Source organism: Marinobacter zhanjiangensis, from assembly GCF_014651935.1.
In the GTDB taxonomy this organism is placed as follows: domain Bacteria; phylum Pseudomonadota; class Gammaproteobacteria; order Pseudomonadales; family Oleiphilaceae; genus Marinobacter; species Marinobacter zhanjiangensis.
This window is the reverse complement of record NZ_BMXV01000001.1, coordinates 495,533-513,275: the sequence shown is the minus strand read 5'-3', so window position 1 is coordinate 513,275 and position 17,743 is coordinate 495,533. Positions and strand designations below refer to the sequence as shown.

16 protein-coding genes and 1 tRNA gene are annotated in these 17,743 nt (G+C 62.1%); 9 read left to right on the top strand and 8 right to left on the bottom strand.

Going from position 1 to position 17,743, the window contains the following annotated elements; genetic code table 11:
* The first annotated feature begins 119 nt into the window (after positions 1–119).
* On the top strand, positions 120–710 hold the full coding sequence (locus IE079_RS02365) for a GNAT family N-acetyltransferase (RefSeq protein WP_189572188.1): 591 nt from the start codon (positions 120–122) through the stop codon (positions 708–710).
* 10 nt (positions 711–720) lie between these two features.
* Here the strand turns inward: IE079_RS02365 and IE079_RS02360 are convergent.
* A tRNA-Pro gene (locus tag IE079_RS02360) sits at positions 721–797 on the bottom strand.
* A 143-nt stretch (positions 798–940) separates the two neighbouring features.
* Here IE079_RS02360 and corA point away from each other — a divergent pair.
* On the top strand, positions 941–1,894 hold the full coding sequence (corA, locus tag IE079_RS02355; protein ID WP_189572185.1) for a magnesium/cobalt transporter CorA: 954 nt from the start codon (positions 941–943) through the stop codon (positions 1,892–1,894).
* Between the two features lie 69 nt (positions 1,895–1,963).
* Here corA and glyS read toward each other — a convergent pair whose 3' ends face one another.
* The 7 genes from glyS to def all read right to left on the bottom strand — a co-directional run bounded on the left by glyS (position 1,964) and on the right by def (position 10,882).
* The gene (glyS, locus tag IE079_RS02350) at positions 1,964–4,042 is read right to left on the bottom strand and encodes a glycine--tRNA ligase subunit beta (protein ID WP_189572182.1); all 2,079 of its coding nucleotides are present in this window, start codon (positions 4,040–4,042) and stop codon (positions 1,964–1,966) included.
* Positions 4,043–4,044: 2 nt separating this feature from the next.
* Positions 4,045–5,049 carry a glycine--tRNA ligase subunit alpha gene (gene glyQ, locus IE079_RS02345; RefSeq protein WP_189572179.1) on the bottom strand — a complete coding sequence of 335 codons (1,005 nt, stop codon included), beginning with the start codon at positions 5,047–5,049 and terminating at the stop codon, positions 4,045–4,047.
* Positions 5,050–5,181: 132 nt separating this feature from the next.
* Positions 5,182–6,630, bottom strand: a complete 1,449-nt coding sequence (locus tag IE079_RS02340; protein ID WP_189572177.1) for a TrkH family potassium uptake protein — start codon at positions 6,628–6,630, stop codon at positions 5,182–5,184.
* Positions 6,631–6,669: 39 nt separating this feature from the next.
* Positions 6,670–8,043: a Trk system potassium transporter TrkA gene (gene trkA / locus IE079_RS02335; RefSeq protein WP_189572174.1), complete on the bottom strand. Its 1,374-nt coding sequence runs from the start codon at positions 8,041–8,043 to the stop codon at positions 6,670–6,672.
* On the bottom strand, positions 8,040–9,350 hold the full coding sequence (gene rsmB / locus IE079_RS02330) for a 16S rRNA (cytosine(967)-C(5))-methyltransferase RsmB (protein ID WP_189572171.1): 1,311 nt from the start codon (positions 9,348–9,350) through the stop codon (positions 8,040–8,042). The genes trkA and rsmB overlap by 4 nt, the downstream gene beginning before the upstream one ends.
* Positions 9,350–10,285, bottom strand: a complete 936-nt coding sequence (gene fmt / locus IE079_RS02325) for a methionyl-tRNA formyltransferase (protein WP_189572168.1) — start codon at positions 10,283–10,285, stop codon at positions 9,350–9,352. The genes rsmB and fmt overlap by 1 nt, the downstream gene beginning before the upstream one ends.
* 90 nt (positions 10,286–10,375) lie before the next feature.
* Entirely contained in the window at positions 10,376–10,882 is a 507-nt protein-coding gene (gene def, locus IE079_RS02320) for a peptide deformylase (RefSeq protein WP_189572946.1), read from the bottom strand.
* Between the two features lie 301 nt (positions 10,883–11,183).
* Between def and IE079_RS02315 the strand changes: the two genes are divergently transcribed.
* The 7 genes from IE079_RS02315 to IE079_RS02285 all read left to right on the top strand — a co-directional run bounded on the left by IE079_RS02315 (position 11,184) and on the right by IE079_RS02285 (position 17,641).
* Positions 11,184–12,200, top strand: a complete 1,017-nt coding sequence (locus IE079_RS02315) for a LysM peptidoglycan-binding domain-containing protein (protein ID WP_189572165.1) — start codon at positions 11,184–11,186, stop codon at positions 12,198–12,200.
* A 77-nt stretch (positions 12,201–12,277) separates the two neighbouring features.
* Complete coding sequence (gene dprA / locus IE079_RS02310) at positions 12,278–13,489, top strand: DNA-processing protein DprA (RefSeq protein ID WP_189572162.1); 1,212 nt, start codon at positions 12,278–12,280, stop codon at positions 13,487–13,489.
* A gap of 46 nt (positions 13,490–13,535) precedes the next feature.
* Positions 13,536–14,111, top strand: a complete 576-nt coding sequence (gene tsaC / locus IE079_RS02305) for an L-threonylcarbamoyladenylate synthase type 1 TsaC (protein ID WP_189572159.1) — start codon at positions 13,536–13,538, stop codon at positions 14,109–14,111.
* A gap of 8 nt (positions 14,112–14,119) precedes the next feature.
* A complete protein-coding gene (gene hemF / locus IE079_RS02300; RefSeq protein ID WP_189572156.1) occupies positions 14,120–15,055 on the top strand; it encodes an oxygen-dependent coproporphyrinogen oxidase in 936 nt (311 codons plus the stop codon).
* Positions 15,045–15,872, top strand: a complete 828-nt coding sequence (gene aroE, locus IE079_RS02295; RefSeq protein WP_189572153.1) for a shikimate dehydrogenase — start codon at positions 15,045–15,047, stop codon at positions 15,870–15,872. Before hemF ends, aroE begins: the two co-directional genes overlap by 11 nt.
* Positions 15,873–16,021: 149 nt before the next feature.
* Entirely contained in the window at positions 16,022–16,795 is a 774-nt protein-coding gene (locus IE079_RS02290; protein WP_189572151.1) for a MotA/TolQ/ExbB proton channel family protein, read from the top strand.
* Positions 16,796–16,798: 3 nt separating this feature from the next.
* Positions 16,799–17,641 carry a flagellar motor protein MotB gene (locus IE079_RS02285; RefSeq protein ID WP_227712261.1) on the top strand — a complete coding sequence of 281 codons (843 nt, stop codon included), beginning with the start codon at positions 16,799–16,801 and terminating at the stop codon, positions 17,639–17,641.
* The last annotated feature ends 102 nt before the right edge of the window (positions 17,642–17,743 follow it).

Sequence of the window (17,743 nt, the reverse complement as noted above, 5' to 3'; positions counted from 1 at the left end):
GTTTGATGGTTTTTCGCCAGCGACTTATCCGACGATGTGCGAAGAGCTTTGGCAATAAGTCAGGTTGAGTCGGACACTTGTCTGAGGGAACCCTTTTAATAGAACGAAAAGGAATTTATATGGTATTTCAGATCACACAACCAGTATTGGAAGGACAGCACGTCAGGCTGGAGCCTCTTTCGGAGGACCACGTGGATGGCCTGTTTGAGATAGGCCAGCGGCAGGACGACTGGGCATACATGCCGACCGGCGCCTTCACCAGCCGGTCGGAGGCCCAGCAATGGGTGCAACAGGCACTTGATTTTGCCCGTAAGGAGCTGCATTACACCTACGTGCTGGTCGAGCCCTCAACCGGCGCTCTCATGGGCAGCACCCGTTACCTTAACATCCGTGCCCGGGACCATGTCCTGGAGATTGGCTACACCTGGCTGGGTCGTGACTACCAGCGCACGGCGGTGAATACCGAGGCCAAATACCTGCTGCTCCGACATGCCTTCGAGGTGTTGGGAGCCTTCCGGGTGGAGTTGAAGACGGATGCCAGGAACCAGCGGTCGCAAAAGGCCATCGAGCGGCTTGGGGCGCAGAAGGAAGGCGTGCTTCGCCGGCATATGGTGGTTCAGGACGGGTTCGTGAGGGATTCCGTCATGTACGGCATCACCGATCTGGACTGGCCGGATGTCAGGGATGGACTACTGAAGAAATTGGGATAGCGGGAAGGAATGGTCGGCGTGGCAGGATTCGAACCTGCGACCCCTTCGTCCCGAACGAAGTGCGCTACCAAGCTGCGCCACACGCCGAATGTCCGGCGGTATTATACGTATTCTATGGTTGATTGCCAGCCCCCCGCGGCACTGGGAAAGAATCTTTTGGCCCGCTTTCAGGGTTGGACCCTTTGCCGGGTAGAATAGCCGGATACCCTGATCAACAACGGGAGAAGGCTGTGCTTCGACTGTACAGATTTACCAACGGACTCATTCGCGAAGTTCCGGTGACGGACAAGCCGCTGGAGCCCCAGGTCCGGTCGGCCGACTGGATTGACTGCTATGAGGCAAGCGAGGAAGAGAAGGCCATCCTCGAGAAACTGCTGATGACGGATGTGCCGGAACAGGATGAGGTGGACGAGATCGAGGCATCCGCCCGCTGTTTTGTCGATCAGGCCGGCATCCACGTGCATTCATTGTTTCTGACCCAGAGTGAGGGCCGGCACACCACGGTGTCGGTGGCCTGCATTCTCCAGCCCGAACGACTGATCACCATCCGCGATGACGAGATCGCCGACTTCCGCCTGATGCGTATGCGCGCGCGCCGGGGGCAGCTGGAAAGCAACCATCCTTCCGAAGCCCTGGTGACAGTATTTGAACAGAAGATCGAGAATCATGCCGACAACCTGGAGCATATTCACGACCAGCTCGACAAGGTGTCCTACCTGGTGCTGGAGGATGAAGACGCCGAGCTGGAGGAGGCCATCAGTCAGCTGGCCAGGCTGGAGGACAGCAATGGCCGCATTCGCCTTTGCCTGATGGACAGCCAGCGGGACATTTCGTTTCTGGTCAGGCACCTGAGACAACACCCGGAGTTGCGGGAGACCTGTCGTGAAATCGCCCGGGACATTGAGACCCTGATGTCTCACAGCGCCTTCCTGTTCGAGAAGATCAACTTCCTGATGGGCTCCACCCAGGGCTTTATCAACATCGAGCAGAACCAGATCATCAAGACCTTCTCCATCGCCGCCGTGGTGTTCCTGCCGCCCACGCTGATTGCCAGCATCTACGGCATGAACTTCGAGTTCATGCCCGAGCTGGAGTGGCTGCTGGGCTATCCGGGGGCGTTGGTGCTCATGGTGGGATCCGGCTTTGCGCCTTACTGGTACTTCAAGCGCAAGGGTTGGTTGTAACCATAGAGGTCGCCCAACGAAAAAAGGCTTCCCGGTCAGGGGAAGCCTTTTTCATTTCAGACAGATGTCTCAGCTGCCTGGCAGCAACGAGATGTCCGCCACCCGCAGGAACAGGTTGCGCAGACGGTTGAGCAGCGACAGCCGGTTGTTGCGCACGGCCTCGTCGTCCGCCATCACCATCACCTCGTCGAAGAACGCATCTACCGGCGCCCGCAGGCTGGCCAGGGAGCTCAGTGCCGTGGCGTAATCACCTTGATCGAACAGCGGCACGACTTTTTCAGCCTGCTCGCTGACCTGCTCCGACAGGGCAATTTCCGCCTTGTCCTGTAGCAGGGCGTTATCCACATGCTCACCGACAGAGTCACCGCCCTGCTTGGTAAGAATATTGGACACCCGCTTGTTGGCCGCGGCCAGGGCTTCGGCTTCCGGCAGCTTGCGGAACGCATCCACGGCCTTCACACGACGGTCGAAGTCCAGCGGCCTGGTGGGCCGGCGGGCGTGTACTGCCTGGTAGACTTCCGCGGCGATGCCCTGTTCTTCGTAATGGGCCCGGAAACGCTCCAGCATATAGTCCACCACGGTGTTGGCGGTGTTCTGCTCCGTCAGCTGGCTGAAGTTCTTCTCGGCCCATTCACAGCAGGTCTGCAGGTCCAGCGGCAGTTCCCGCTCGATGATAATGCGCAGCACACCCAGCGAGGCCCGGCGCAGGGCAAAGGGGTCACGGGTGCCGGAGGGCGGCTGGTTGATGCCGAACAGGCCCACCAGTGAGTCCAGCCGGTCGGCAATGGCCACGGCACAGCCGGTCAGTGTTGACGGCAGGCTGTCGCCGGCAAAACGGGGCATGTACTGTTCGTTCAGGGCTTTGGCCACGTCTGCATGCTCGCCGTCGTTGGCGGCATAGTACTGCCCCATGATGCCCTGCAGATCGGTGAACTCCAGCACCATTTCAGTAACCAGGTCGGTTTTGCCCAGCATGGCGGCACGCTCGGCCAGGGCCGGGTCGCTGCCGATGGCTTCGGCGATTTTTCCAGACAGGGCCGCGACACGTACCGACTTGTCATGGATGCTGCCCAGCTTGTCCTGGAACACGATGGGCTTGAGCTGTTCGATGCGGTCTTCCAGCCGGGTCTTGCGGTCGGTCTCGTAGAAGAAGGCGGCGTCTGCCAGGCGGGGGCGGATGACCTTCTCGTTACCGGAGATGACCTGCGCCGGGTCCTTGCTTTCCAGGTTGGCCAGGGTGATGAACACCGGCAGCATTTTCCCGTCGCGATCCACCACGTGGAAGTACTTCTGATGCTCCTTCATGGAGGAAATCAGGGCCTCCGCAGGCACTTCCAGGAAGCGCTCCTCGAACCGGCCCAGCAGCGGGACCGGCCATTCGTTGAGGGCGGTGACTTCATCCAGCAGGTCCTCGTCGATCACCGCCTTGCCGCCCACTTCCTTTTCGGCGATTTCTGCCACGCCCTGACGGATAATGTCCCGGCGCTCGGCGAAGTCGGCAATCACGTAGCCTTCCTGCTTGAGCACGATCTCGTAGTCATTTGGCGTGGAGACGATAATGGCACGGGGGCAGTGGAAACGGTGACCACGAGTGGTGTTGCCAGGCTCGAGACCCATGATGGGTGCGTCGATGACGGTGTTGCCGTACATGAACACCAGCCAGTGCACCGGCCGCACGAACTCGGTGCGGTGGGCGCCCCAGCGCATACGCTTGGGAATCGGCAGGCCGGCCAGGGCCTGTTCCACCAGCTGGGGCAGCAGTTCCACGGTGGGCTTGCCCTGCTCCACGGTACGGTGGACCACCCAGGCACCCTTGTCGGTTTCCAGGGTGTCCAGCTGCTCCGGGGTCACGCCCAGGGAACTGGCAAAACCATTGAGAGCCTTGGTGGGGTTGCCGGCGTCATCGAACGCCGCCTTCACCGCCGGACCGCGTTTCTCCACCGGCTTGTCCGGCTGGGCATCTTCCAGCTTGCGGACCCGAACCGCCAGGCGACGGGGCGCGGCAAAGGCCTCCACCCTGTCGAAGGCAATGCCGGCCTCTTCCAGGCCGCCACGGATGCCCTGGGCAAAGGCATCGGACAGGGGTTTCAGGGCCTTGGGAGGAAGCTCCTCGGTGCCCAGCTCAACCAGAAAATCCTGAGTAGCCATGATTATGCGTTCCCCTTGTTGGCCTTGTCGGCGGCCTTCTTGCCTTTCTTGCCCTTGCCGGCATTCTCTTCAGCAGCCAGGACTTCCTTGCGCAGCGACTCCGGCGCCATGGGAAAACCCAGGGCCTTGCGGCTGTCGAAGTAGGCCCGGGCCACCGAGCGCGCCAGGGTACGAACCCGCAGGATGAAACGCTGACGCTCGGTCACGGAAATGGCGTGGCGGGCATCCAGCAGGTTGAAGGTGTGGGAGGCCTTGAGTACCTGCTCGTAGGCGGGCAGTGCCAGGCCCGCGTCGATCAGGCGGGCACTCTCGCGCTCGTAGACATCGAAGCTGTGGAACAGGAAGTCGGTGTCTGCGTGCTCGAAGTTGTAGGTGGACATCTCCACTTCCTGCTGGTGGAACACGTCGCCGTAGGTGACCACGCCGTCCGGGCCTTCGGTCCACACCAGGTCATACACGCTGTCCACGCCCTGCAGGTACATGGCAATGCGTTCCAGGCCGTAGGTCAGCTCGCCGGTGACCGGGTAGCATTCCAGGCCACCCACCTGCTGGAAGTAGGTGAACTGGGTCACTTCCATGCCGTTGAGCCAGATCTCCCAGCCCAGGCCCCAGGCGCCCAGGGTCGGGGATTCCCAGTTGTCTTCCACAAAGCGGATGTCGTGCACCAGCGGATCCAGGCCCAGGGCCCGCAGGGAGTTCAGGTACAGCTCCTGGATGTCGTCCGGCGAGGGCTTGAGCACCACCTGGAACTGGTAGTAATGCTGCAGGCGGTTGGGGTTTTCGCCGTAGCGACCGTCGGTGGGGCGGCGGCTGGGTTGTACGTAGGCAGCATTCCAGGTTTCCGGTCCGATCGAGCGCAGGAAAGTGGCAGGGTGAAAGGTACCGGCCCCCACTTCCATGTCCAGCGGCTGGAGAACCACGCAGCCATGCTGCGCCCAGAAATTCTGCAGTGCCAGGATCAGCCCCTGAAAGGTCTTCAGATCCGGTGTAGACGGTTGTGATGCCATGGTTGTCACGACGCTTGCCTGCTGTTCAGTCTGAGTGTTGCGGGGAGGCTGAAAGACAGGAAACCCGAGCCGGCCCGCATCGAAAGGCCGGTATTATACGCGCCAAGGGCGGGTATTTCTAAGACTGTGACGTTATCTTCGCCAGAATGCAGGTGTCAGCAAGACCAGCAGGGTGAAAACCTCCAGCCGGCCCAGCAGCATGGCGAAGCACAGCACCCACTTGGCGACGTCGTTGATGTTGCCATAGTGATAGGCCACCTCGCCCAGGCCGGGGCCCAGGTTGTTCATGGCGGAGGCGACAGCGGTCCAGGCGGTGACCTGGTCCAGGCCGGTGGCCAGCAGGATGATCAGCATGGCCACGAACATGAACATGTACACCGAGAAGAAACCCCACACCGCCTGCAGTACCCGATCAGATACCGGGCGGTTGCCCAGTTTGACCGGAATCACCGCATTGGGGTGAAGCAGTCGCTTGATCTCCCGGGAGCCCTGGCGGTAGATCAGCAGCACCCGCATGACCTTGAGGCCGCCACCGGTGGAACCGGCGCAGCCACCCATGAAGGCAAGCACGAACAGCATGAATGGCAGCATCAGCGGCCACTGGCTGAAGTCGGCGGCGCCGAAGCCGGTGGTGGTGGCGATGGAGACCACCTCGAAGATGCCCTTGGATATCGCCTTGGTGGGGTCCAGGGTGGCGGTGTATATCAGTACCAGCACAGTGACCACGCTGACCGCCGCCAGAATGCTGAAGTAGAAGCGGAACTCGGAATCCTGCCAGTAGGCCCTGAGACTGCGCTGGCGGAACGCCATGAAGTGCAGTGCGAAGTTGGCCCCGGAAATAACCATGAACACCACCGCGATCATCTCGATCAGCGCGCTGTCGAAGTAGCCGATACTGGCGTCGTGCGTCGAAAAACCGCCAATGGCGATGGTGGAAAAACTGTGGCCGATGGCGTCGAACCAGCTCATACCCGCCAGCCGGTAGGCAATTGCACAGACGGCGGTCAGGGCGACGTAGATATACCAGAGCGCCTTGGCGGTTTCGCCGATGCGGGGGGTGAGCTTGTTGTCCTTAACGGGGCCGGGCACTTCGGCCCGGTACAGCTGCATACCCCCGATGCCCAGCATGGGCATGATGGCCACCGCCAGCACGATGATCCCCATGCCCCCGAGCCACTGCAGTTGCTGGCGATACCAGAGGATGGATTCCGGCAGCGAGTCAATGCCGGTAATAACCGTGGCGCCGGTGGTGGTGAGCCCCGAGACGGCTTCGAAGAGTGAGTCGATATAGGTATAGGGCGCGTTGTTGCTGAGGTAGAAGGGAATGGAGCCGGCCACGCTCAGCACCACCCAGAACAGGGTGGTGATCAGGAAGCCGTCCCGCACCCGCAGGTCACCGGACACGCGCCGAAAGGGCAGCCATACCACCAGGCCACCGATCATGACCATCATCAGGCCATTGGCAAAGCGCTGCCACTGGCCGTCGTCGTAAAGCAGGGAGATGCCCAGGGGCGGCAGCATGGTGAGGCTGAACAGCATCATCAGCAGGCCGAGTACCTTGGCAATCACCGGCAGACGCATTCTAGAGTCCCTTAGCAGCCGTTGCGGTTGGTGTGATCATCAGAAGAAGGTCAGCCCCACCTGGAACAGCTTCTCCACCTCGCGGATGCGGGTCTTGTCCACCAGGAACAGCACCACGTGATCATCCGGCTGCACCCGCAGGTGGTCATGGGCAATCAGTACCTCGTTGTGGCGGACAATGGCGCCGATGGTGGTGCCCTGGGGCAGCTTGATCTCGTCCAGGCGCTTGCCGACGACCCGGGAGGAACGGTGATCGCCGTGGGCGATGGCTTCGATGGCCTCCGCGGCGCCCCGTCGCAGCGAGTGCACGTTAACCACGTCGCCCTTGCGCACGTGGGTAAGCAGGCTGCCGATGGTGGTCTGCTGGGGCGAGATGGCCACGTCGATTTCCCCGCCCTGGATCAGGTCCACGTAGTCCGGGTTGTTGATCAGTGTGAGCACCTTTCGGGCGCCGAGGCGCTTGGCCAGCAGCGAGGCCATGATGTTGGCCTCGTCGTCGTTGGTGACCGCGCAGAATACATCGGTGCTTTCGATGTTCTCTTCCAGCAGGATGTCCTTGTTGGCGGCGTTGCCCTCCAGCACGATGGTCTTGCGCAGGTTCTCCGACAGCATCACGCAGCGGTCCCGGTTCTGCTCCAGCAGCTTGACCTGGTAGCGGCTTTCCAGGGTGTGGGCCAGGCGCTGACCGATGTTACCGCCACCGCAGATAAAGATACGTTTGTAGGGTTTCTCCAGGGGCTGCAGTTCGCTCATGACCGAGCGGATATGGTCGGTGCCGGCGATGAAGAACACCTCGTCGCCATCTTCGATCACGGTGTCGCCCTGGGGGATGATGGGCCGGTCCTTGCGGAAGATGGCGGCCACCCGGGTATCAATGCGCGGCATGTGGGTGCGGAGGTAGGACAGCTCATGGCCCACCAGCGGGCCGCCCTCGGTGGCGCGGATGGCCACCAGCCGTACCAGGCCGTTGGAAAATTCCAGCACCTGCAGGGCACCGGGATACTCGATCAGCCGGGTGATGTGCTGGGTGACCAGATGTTCCGGGCTGATCAGTACATCCACCGGGAAACCGTTTTCTCCGAACAGCTCCTTGCGGGCCAGGTAGGCGTTCGCCCTCACCCGGCTGATCTTGGACGGGGTCCGGAACAGCGAAAACGCCACCTGGCAGGCGACCATGTTGGTTTCATCGGAGTTGGTCACGGCGATCAGCATGTCGGCGTCTTCGGCGCCGGCCTGCCGCAGCACCGTGGGATAGGAGGCAAAGCCCTGAACCGTGCGGATATCCAGCCGGTCCTGAAGCTCCCGCAGGCGCACCCCGTCGCTGTCGATCACGGTGATGTCGTTGGCCTCGTTGGCCAGGTTTTCCGCAAGACTGCCGCCGACCTGACCGGCTCCGAGGATGATGATCTTCACTGGCTCTCCTCCGGCCCGCCTTTCACCAGGCAGGCGTAGAAAAATCCGTCGTGGCTTTCGGGGTCCGGCAGCAGTTGTCGCCCATGGCCGGTGTCCATACCCCAGGTGACTGTTTCGTCGAGCAATCGGGCATCCGCCTGCTGGCCGAGGAATCGCCGGATTATACGGCTGTTTTCCTGTGGAAACACGGAACATGTCGCGTAAACCAGCCGACCGCCAGGCCGCAGGGTCTGCCAGAGGCCCGACAGCAGGCCCATCTGGATGGTGGCGAGGGGGGTGATATCCGTCTCCCGCCGCAACAGTTTGATGTCCGGGTGCCGGCGGATCACGCCGGTGGCGCTGCAGGGCACATCCAGCAGGATCGCATCAAACGGCTGTCCGTCCCACCACTGGTCGATGTCGGCCGCATCGGCTTCTATCAGTCTGGCAGAGAGTTGCAGCCGGTCCAGATTCTCCTGGATCCGGGGCAGGCGATCGGCGGATTCGTCGATCGCCACCACCGTGCCCTGATTGTCGATGGACTCGAGGATGGCGCAGGTCTTGCCACCGGGGGCGGCACAGGCGTCGAGTATGTGCTGGCCCGGCTCGGGCCTGAGCCACCGGGTACACAGCTGGGCGGCCTCGTCCTGAACGCTGACATGGCCGTCAGCAAAGCCCGGCAGCAGGTCGACGGGCACCGGTTTGTCCAACTGGATGCCTTGGCTGGCGAATCTGGTGGCCCGGCCCGGGATGCCCGCTTCCTGCAGCCGGGCCAGGTACTCGTCCCGGCTGCCATGCATCCGGTTGACCCGCAGTGTCATGGGGGCCTGGGCATTGTTGGCGTCCAGTATGCCCTGCCAGTGCTCTGGCCAGTTGTGGCGCAGTTTCTCGATCATCCAGTTCGGGTGGCTGTAGCGAGCCTCGTCGCTGGTGGGATCAGGGGCACCTTCCCGCTCCGCCGCCCGCAGCACACCGTTGACCAGCCCCGCCAGCGGGGTCTTGCCCAGGGCCTTGCAGGCTTCCACGGTTTCGTTGAGCACGGCGTAGGAAGGGTTTTCGCTGAAGCGCAGCTGGAACAGGGCCACCAGCATCAGGTGGTGCACAATACGATCCTGCCTGCGCAGGGGCTTTCGCAGGCGACCGGTCAGTTCACCATCGAGCCGGTGGAACCAGCGGCAGGTGCCGTAGCACAGGGCCTGCAGCTGTGGGCGAAGGTCCGGGTCGAGGGTGTGGGCCTCTGCCGGCAGACACTGGTTCAGGGATTCGCCCTGCTCCACGGCCTGGATGACGCGGGCGGCGACGGCGCGCAGGGGTAGCTCACGGTCCATCAGTGCAGCACCTGGCCGGGCTGCAGCACCGGCTTGCCGCCGTTGATCAGGTCGGACACGGACATGGCCCGGGTCCCCGGCAGCTGCACCCGGGTTACCCGCAGGATGCCATCGCCGCAGGCTACATCGACGCCGGCGCGTTCACGGGTCAGCACAGTACCGGGCGGCTGCGTGGTGGTGTCATCGACAGCAAAGGCTTCGTGGATCCGAACTCGCTGACCGTCCAGCTCGACATCGGTACCCGGCCAGGGGTTGAAGGCGCGGACCTTGCGGGCGATATCGACGGCACTGGCCTGCCAGTCGATATGGGCCTCGTGCTTGCTCAGCTTGTGGGCATAGGTGGCCTGGCTTTCGTCCTGGGGCTCGGCGTCCAGGCCCCGGGTATCCAGCGCCGCCAGGGCTTCCACAATGGCCCGGCCGCCCATGTCCGCCAGCCGGTCATGAAGGCTGCCGCCGGTATCGTCGTCATGAATGGGGGTGCGTTGTTTCAGCAGCATGTCGCCGGTATCGAGGCCGGCCGCCATCTGCATGATGGTGATGCCGGTTTCTGCGTCGCCGGCTTCGATTGCCCGGTGGATGGGGGCGGCACCTCTCCATCGGGGCAGCAGCGAGGCATGGATGTTGAGGCAACCCAGGCGGGGGATGTCCAGCACCGCCCGGGGCAGGATCAGGCCATAGGCGGCCACCACCATGACGTCCGGCTGCAGGTCACGCAGCCGCTGTTGCTCGGATTCGTCCTTCAGGGACTCGGGCTGGTACACGGGAATATCAGACTCCACCGCGGTCTGCTTGACCGGTCCGTACTGCTGTTTACGGCCCCGTCCTGCGGGACGGTCGGGTTGGGTGTAAACCGCGACAATGTCATGATCGGTGGCCAGCAGTGCCCGGAGGGCAACGGCGGCAAAATCGGGGGTTCCGGCAAAAACGATTCTCACAGCGGGTTCCTGTTTCTGGCTGCGTTGGCAAACGAAAAAACCGGGTGCTTTACCCGGTTTTCGTTGTCATGCTCTGGCCTGATGGTGGTATCAGGCGCTTTTCTTGTGAAGCTTCTCGAGCTTCTTGCGGATCCGGTTGCGCTTCAGGGCGCTCAGGTAATCCACAAACAACTTGCCGTTGAGGTGGTCCATCTCGTGCTGAATGCATACGGCCAGCAGGCCGGTGGCCTCCAGCTCATAGGGTTGGCCGTCGTAGCCGATGGCCCTGATGCGAACATGTTCGATGCGATCAACGTCCTCGTAGAACCCCGGCACTGACAGGCAGCCCTCCTGCATGGGCTGGTAGTCGCCGTCGAGCACCTCCACTTCCGGGTTGATGAACACCCGGGGATCGCTCTTGTCCTCGGACAGATCCATCACGATGATCTGCTCATGAACGTTGACCTGAGTCGCTGCCAGGCCAATACCCGGCGCGTCGTACATGGTTTCGAACATGTCGTCGATCAGCTTGCGGTGCCTGTCGGTGACTTCCTCCACCGGTTTGGCAATGGTCCGCAGCCGTGGGTCCGGATATTCAAGAATGTTCAGAATCATAATTGCCTGTGCTTGCCTGAGTTGCCATGATCTCGCAAAGAGGTCTGGCTGGTGTCACAAAATGCGATCGCGTACCGCGACTTTTGCTGTCTACTGGCTATCATAATCGGGACGACAGGTCCGTATTCCCAGGGGAGACAGCGTCCAATATCCATATTATCCCCGGAAGTATCATTGAATACAAACTGATCAGGCGATAGCCAGAATCTACTGCAAGTCAGGAATATAAGGTCACAATTTCGTTACTTTCCTCTATATTAGAGGGAAGTACGCTTTCAAGGCACGCGCGATGAAGGATTTTACAATGAGGAAACTGCTGTACGCTCTGGCAGCCGTGATGTTGCTGTCCACATCCTGGGCACAGGCACAGGGCCCGGAGTTCCGGACCGATCACCCCGAACGGTATGTCGTGAAAAAGGGTGATACCCTCTGGGACATCTCGTCACGGTTCCTGAACAACCCCTGGTACTGGCCAGAGATCTGGCACGTGAACCCGCAGGTGGACAATCCCCACCTGATCTATCCCGGGGATGAACTCGCGCTGGTCTATATCGATGGCAAGCCCTACCTGACGAAGACCAGCAACGGTGTGGTCAAGCTCTCGCCCAAGGTGCGTTCCGAGGCCATCGACACACCGATTCCGGCCATACCCCTGGACGCTATCGACAGTTTCCTGACCAAGACCCGTATTGTCACGGAAGAGGAACTGAACGGGGCACCCTATGTGCTGGAAGGTACCGAAGGCCGGATTATAATGGGCGCTCTTGACCGGCTCTATGCCCGTGGCGAGGCTCCGGCCCGCAGCGTCGGCGTGTTCCGTCGCAGCCGCTCCTATACCGATCCGGACACCGGCGAGTTTCTGGGCCTGGAGGCACGCTCCATCGGCGACGGTAAGGTGGTCGAGGAGAACGACGATATCCTCACTGTGGAACTGATCCGCACTCGCGAAGAAGTGCGCATCGAAGACCGTCTGCTGGCCCGCGAGGATCGTCGCATCAACACGGCGTTCACACCCAGTGCACCGGATGGGCAGATCGAAGGCAAAATGATCGCGGTGGAAAGTGGTGTTAACCAGATCGGTCAGTACAACGTCGTGGTACTGAACCGTGGTAAGCGGGATGGCCTGGAAGTAGGCAACGTGCTGGCCGTGCTGCAAACGGGGAGTATGGCCAGGGATCCTGTGACCGATGAGATGGTGCAGCTCCCCAGTGAACGCGCCGGTTTGCTGATGGTATTCCAGACCTATGAGAAGCTCAGCTATGGTCTGATTCTCCAGGCCACCCGTGCCCTGTCCGTGGGTGATCAGGTGGTGAATCCGTAACGGCCCGCCCGGGCCGTTATTCAATCTGCAATCCATGGGCTGCCAGGACGGCAGCCCGATTGACAGGGAGGTTGCCCTTGCCTACGTCGGTCAAAGCACCCGGCACTGCATTTCTTTCCTCATCGTCAGCCCCCTGGTTGTTGCTGGGCCAGTTGCCCCGTTTCAGTGGCAAGCGCTGGCTGGCAGTCTGCGACGCCTTTGCCGATCCGCTGGAGTTTCTTGACGCTTCTGCCGCCACCCACAAGGCCTTTGGCGCCGGGGCGGAAGCCCGGGCGGTGATGGCCGCCTGGCAACAGGGCGATCTGGATTTTCCTCTGTTGGCCGACATAGCGGCGGTGTTCGACATCTGCCAGCAGCAGTCAATACAGTTGCTGGGCTGGGGTGAAGAGCACTATCCGGAACCCCTGCGCCATATTCAGGATGCCCCGGCGGTGCTCTATTTGCGGGGCCGGGCGGAACTGCTGAGCCGGCCCCAGATCGCCATCGTGGGGTCCCGAAACGCCACCCGCGCCGGCCTGGACCATGCCTGGCAGTTTGCCGGCGCGCTGACGGAAAAAGACTACGCCGTCACCAGCGGGCTGGCTCAGGGCGTGGACGGTGCCGCTCATGCCGGTGCCCTGGCGGCAGGAGGCGATACCGTTGCCGTGGTGGGCACCGGGGCGGATGTGATCTATCCCCGCAGCCACCGGGCGTTGACCGGCCAGATCATCGAGCAGGGGGTGCTGGTGTCCGAATACCCGCCGGGTACCCAACCCAGGTCGCAGCATTTCCCGAAGCGCAACCGCATTATCAGCGGCCTGAGCCGTGGCATCCTGGTGGTGGAGGCGGGATTGCGTTCCGGGTCCCTGATTACCGCACGGCTGGCGCTGGAACAGGGGCGGGAGGTATTCGCCATTCCCGGCTCCATCCACAATCCGCTGGCCCGGGGCTGCCATTCCCTGATCCGCCAGGGTGCCAAGCTGGTGGAAACCGTGGATGATATCGAGGAGGAACTGGCCGCCTGGTGGAACCGGCCGGTGGAGGCGCGAACACCGGAGCCGCCGACAAAACCACCGCCTGCGCCCCAGCCGGAGCTGTTTGCCACGGCGCCCGGGCCGGCACCGGTACCGGATCATCTGGACCCGCGGGAAATCGCGGTACTGAATGCTTTAGGGTATGATCCCTGCTCTACGGATCAACTCTGTGCCGCCACGGGGCTGCCGGCGGACCAGCTGATGCAGTCGCTGCTGTTGCTGGAGATGGAAGGGCTGGTGGAGTCCGCCCCCGGGGGTTACCTGCGGGTGTTCTAGGATTCTGCCGCACTGTGGCGTTCAGACGGGACATTAGTGGAGCATTATGACAACCGCCACAAACCTTGCCACCCCCTGGTCCCGCCAGCGCCTCCGCCATGTCCTGGAGGGGGACGGTGTCATCGCCTATCCCACCGAAGCGGTCTGGGGTCTGGGGTGCAATCCCTGGAGCGAGTTCGCGGTAGACACCATCCTCGCCCTCAAGCAGCGGCCCATGCACAAGGGGCTGATTCTGGTGGCGGCGTCGGTGGAGCAGATCGGCTTCCTGCTGGATCCGCTGCCGCCTGCGGTTCGCCAACGGGCCGAGAGCCACTGGCCCGGGCCGGTGACCTGTGTGGTACCGGACGTGGCCGCACGGATTCCCCACTGGGTACGGGGCGACCATGACACCATTGCCGTGCGGGTCAGCGCCCACCCCCTGGTACAGCGGTTATGCCGGCTGGCGGGCATGCCGCTGGTGTCTACCTCCTGCAATCCGGCGGGTCGTGAGCCCGCCCGGGCCCCCTGGCAGGTACGGCGCTACTTCCCCGATGGTATTGACCTGATGGTATCCGGTAGCCTGGGAGATTCCCGTCAGCCCAGTACCATTATCGATATCACCACAGGCCAGAAGCTGAGATAGGAGGCCCGATGACCGATCCCGCAACGCCGGATTCCGAAGCCGTCCGCACGTATCTGTTGAACCTGCAGGACACCATCTGTCAGCGCCTGCAGGCTCTGGACGGCAAGGCAGAATTCGTGACCGACGCCTGGGACCGTCCCGAAGGTGGTGGTGGCATCAGTCGTGTGATCACCGACGGTGCCGTATTCGAAAAGGGTGGCGTCAACTTTTCACGCGTCATGGGTGAGCAGATGCCGCCCTCGGCCACCGCCCACCGTCCACACCTGGCCGGCGCGCCCTGGCAGGCCATGGGCGTGTCGCTGGTGATGCACCCGAAGAACCCCTATGTGCCCACCTCCCACGCCAATGTGCGGTTCTTCGTTGCCACGCCCAAGGACAGCGAACCGGTGTGGTGGTTTGGCGGTGGCTATGACCTGACCCCCTACTATGGTTTCGACGATGACTGCCGGCACTGGCACGAGACCGCCCGCAATGCCTGCCAGCCGTTCGGGCCTGATATCTACCCCCGCTACAAACGGTGGTGTGACGAATACTTCTACCTCAGGCACCGCCAGGAACCCCGGGGTGTCGGCGGTCTGTTCTTTGATGACCATAACACCGGCAGTTTCGCCGATGACTTCGGCCTGATGCAGTCTGTGGGCTCCAGTTTCATCGCGGCCTACGAGCCCATCGTGCAGCGTCGCATGGACCACCCCTGGGGCGAGCGTGAGCGTGAGTTCCAGCTCTACCGGCGTGGTCGCTACGTGGAGTTCAACCTGGTCTATGACCGTGGCACCCTGTTCGGGCTGCAGTCCGGGGGGCGCACCGAATCCATCCTCATGTCGCTGCCGCCATTGGTGCGCTGGGATTACAACCGAACACCGGAGCCGGGTACCGAAGAGGCGCGGCTGACCGACCATTTCCTGACCGGACGCAACTGGCTGGAGGAAGACGATGCACAATGACCTGTACGCCGTGGTGGGCAACCCTATCAGCCACAGCAAATCCCCCCGTATCCACAGCCTGTTCGCCGCCAACACCGGTGAGGCGTTGGAGTACACCGCCATCCAGGCGCCGCTGGAGGAGCTTGACGAGACGGTGCGGGATTTCTTCGCCAAGGGTGGCAAGGGGCTGAACGTCACGGTGCCGTTCAAGGAGCAGGCCTGGAAAATGGCCGACCAGCGCAGCGAGCGGGCCGCGAAGGCGGGTGCCAGCAATACCCTCTATCAGGATGACGAGGGTCGGCTGATCGCCGATAACACCGATGGTGTGGGCCTGGTGACCGACCTGACGAAGAATAATGGCGTCAACCTGTCGGGCAAGCGGGTACTGATCCTGGGCGCCGGCGGCGCCGTTCGTGGGGTGCTGGGGCCGATCCTGGCGGAACAGCCCGCTGAGCTGGTCATTGCCAACCGCACGCTGGCCCGGGCCGAGGCGCTGGTGGAGCTGTTTACGGATGAGGCCGGCGATACTGCGCTGTCTGCCAAGGGGGTCACCGACGTGGCCGGTGCGTTTGATATCATCATCAATGGCACCAGCGCCAGCCTCCAGGGCGATCTGCCTCCGGTATCCACGGAGGTGGTTACGCCGGATACGGTGGTCTACGACATGATGTATACACCGGGCGTCACCACCTTCAACCAGTGGGCACTGGATAACGGCGCAGTTCAGGTGCTGGACGGGCTGGGCATGCTGGTGGAGCAGGCTGCGGAGTCGTTCCGAATCTGGCGGGGTATTCGCCCTGAAACCGTGCCGGTGATGGACGAGTTGCGTAATAACTGAAGCAGGTCACCGTTTGCCCACCGGGCCTTGGCCCGGGGGCAGCAAACTGGGCTATGCTGTGGGCCACTATTAAACCTTCACCACCGCGTCTTGCTCTCAAGGCCCTCTGTGGCCAGTAGGTTAACGAATTACCCGGACGGGATACTTGCATGGATATTCTGACCCTGGTCGGGCTGGTGGCAGGGGTGGCGATTGTCATAATCGCCATGCTGGCCAATGCCTCCGCACTGACGTTCCTGAACCTTCCCGGGCTGGCCATTGTCCTGGGCGGTACCTTTGCCGTAACCCTGATCCGGTTCCGCATGACCACCGTCAGCAGTGCCTTCAGGCTGGCCCTGAAAACCGCCTTTACCGACCGCCTGGACCGCCCCAGCGACCTGATCCGTGAGGTTGGGGAGCTGGCGCGGGTGGTGCGCAAGGACGGCATTCTCGGCCTGGAGAGCCACGAAACGGAAAACGAATTCCTGCAGAAGGCCATTAACCTGTGCGTGGATGGCCACCCGCCGGAAATGGTGGAAGAGACCCTGGCCCAGGATATCCAGCAGGTGAGCGAACGTTACGAAGTGGCCGAGCGGGTATTTCGTGGTATTGGCGAGTCCGCACCGGCCATCGGCATGCTGGGTACCCTGGTGGGCCTGGTGCAGATGCTCAATACGCTGGATGACCCGTCTTCTATCGGCCCGGCCATGGCCATCGCCCTGCTGACCACCCTATACGGCGCGTTCATTGCCCAGCTTATTGCCCTGCCCCTGGCCGACAAGCTGCAGCTCAAGGCGGACGACGAGCGCCGCAACCAGCTGCTGATCGTCACCAGCATCCAGAATATTCTCCGTGGCCAGAACCCCCGGGTAATTACCGAGATACTGTCGTCGTTTGTCAGCCCGGATCAGCGCCAGGCTCCGGAAGCCGGCCAGGAGGTCTGACCGGTGGCATCCCCGGTGCTCACGCGTCGTACCAGTGTGCGCAGGAAGAAGGGAGGTGCACCTGCCTGGATCGTGACCTTCGCCGACCTGGCAACCCTGCTGCTGACGTTTTTTATCCTGCTGTTGTCCTTTGCTGAAATGGATGCCGAGAAATACCGGGCCATGGCCCAGTCCATGGCGGTGGCTTTTGGCAGTGCCAATGTGGTGGGCGAGGACGTGGGTGGTTCACCGCTGACCCTGATCGAGTCGGATACCGTGTCGTTGCCCGAACCCCCTGACACTCCCCGGGACGAGGCGGAATTCATTGATGACCGGGGGGCCGCACCGGACGTTACCAGGATACCGGAAGGCATTGTCGAGCTGTCCTCGCGGCTGATCAACGAACTGGAACAGCAGGTGGCCAATGAGTCCCTGAGCATCAACTACGATCAACAACAGGTGGTTATCCGTTTCTCGGAGCAGGCCACGTTCAATTCAGGCGAGGCGGAGATCAAGCCGCCGATGCTGCCGATTATCGACCGGGTGGTGGATGTGCTGTCCCGGTGCAGTGGCGATATTATCGTTGCCGGTTATACCGATGATGTGCCCATCACCAGCAGCCGCTTCCGTTCCAACTGGGACCTGTCAGCGGCGCGGGCGGTGTCGGTGGTCCATGAGCTGGTGTTGAACCGGCAGATACCTGCCGAGCGGGTCATTGCCGCCGGCAGAGCAGAGACACAGCCGCTGGCGCCCAATACCAACCCGGACAACCGTGCCCTCAACCGGCGGGTGGAAATTGCCATCCGTGAACCTGAATGCGACGATTCAATGCCCACCCGGGAGCTTCCGGTGGAAGTGCTACCCTGATATCCCCCGGTCCGGGTCGAACATTATAACCTGATAGATAATTCGTCTAGGTCAGGTGAGCCCGGGGCCGTTATACTGCTTCGCCCCATTTTCCTGGCAGCT

Coding starts and splice junctions, on each gene's coding strand:
- IE079_RS02365 (WP_189572188.1), top strand. CDS start 120: ATGGTATTTCAGATCACACAACCAGTATTGGAAGGACAGCACGTCAGG.
- glyS (WP_189572182.1), bottom strand. CDS start 4,042: ATGGCTACTCAGGATTTTCTGGTTGAGCTGGGCACCGAGGAGCTTCCT.
- glyQ (WP_189572179.1), bottom strand. CDS start 5,049: ATGGCATCACAACCGTCTACACCGGATCTGAAGACCTTTCAGGGGCTG.
- IE079_RS02340 (WP_189572177.1), bottom strand. CDS start 6,630: ATGCGTCTGCCGGTGATTGCCAAGGTACTCGGCCTGCTGATGATGCTG.
- rsmB (WP_189572171.1), bottom strand. CDS start 9,350: ATGGACCGTGAGCTACCCCTGCGCGCCGTCGCCGCCCGCGTCATCCAG.
- IE079_RS02315 (WP_189572165.1), top strand. CDS start 11,184: ATGAGGAAACTGCTGTACGCTCTGGCAGCCGTGATGTTGCTGTCCACA.
- tsaC (WP_189572159.1), top strand. CDS start 13,536: ATGACAACCGCCACAAACCTTGCCACCCCCTGGTCCCGCCAGCGCCTC.
- hemF (WP_189572156.1), top strand. CDS start 14,120: ATGACCGATCCCGCAACGCCGGATTCCGAAGCCGTCCGCACGTATCTG.
- aroE (WP_189572153.1), top strand. CDS start 15,045: ATGCACAATGACCTGTACGCCGTGGTGGGCAACCCTATCAGCCACAGC.
- IE079_RS02290 (WP_189572151.1), top strand. CDS start 16,022: ATGGATATTCTGACCCTGGTCGGGCTGGTGGCAGGGGTGGCGATTGTC.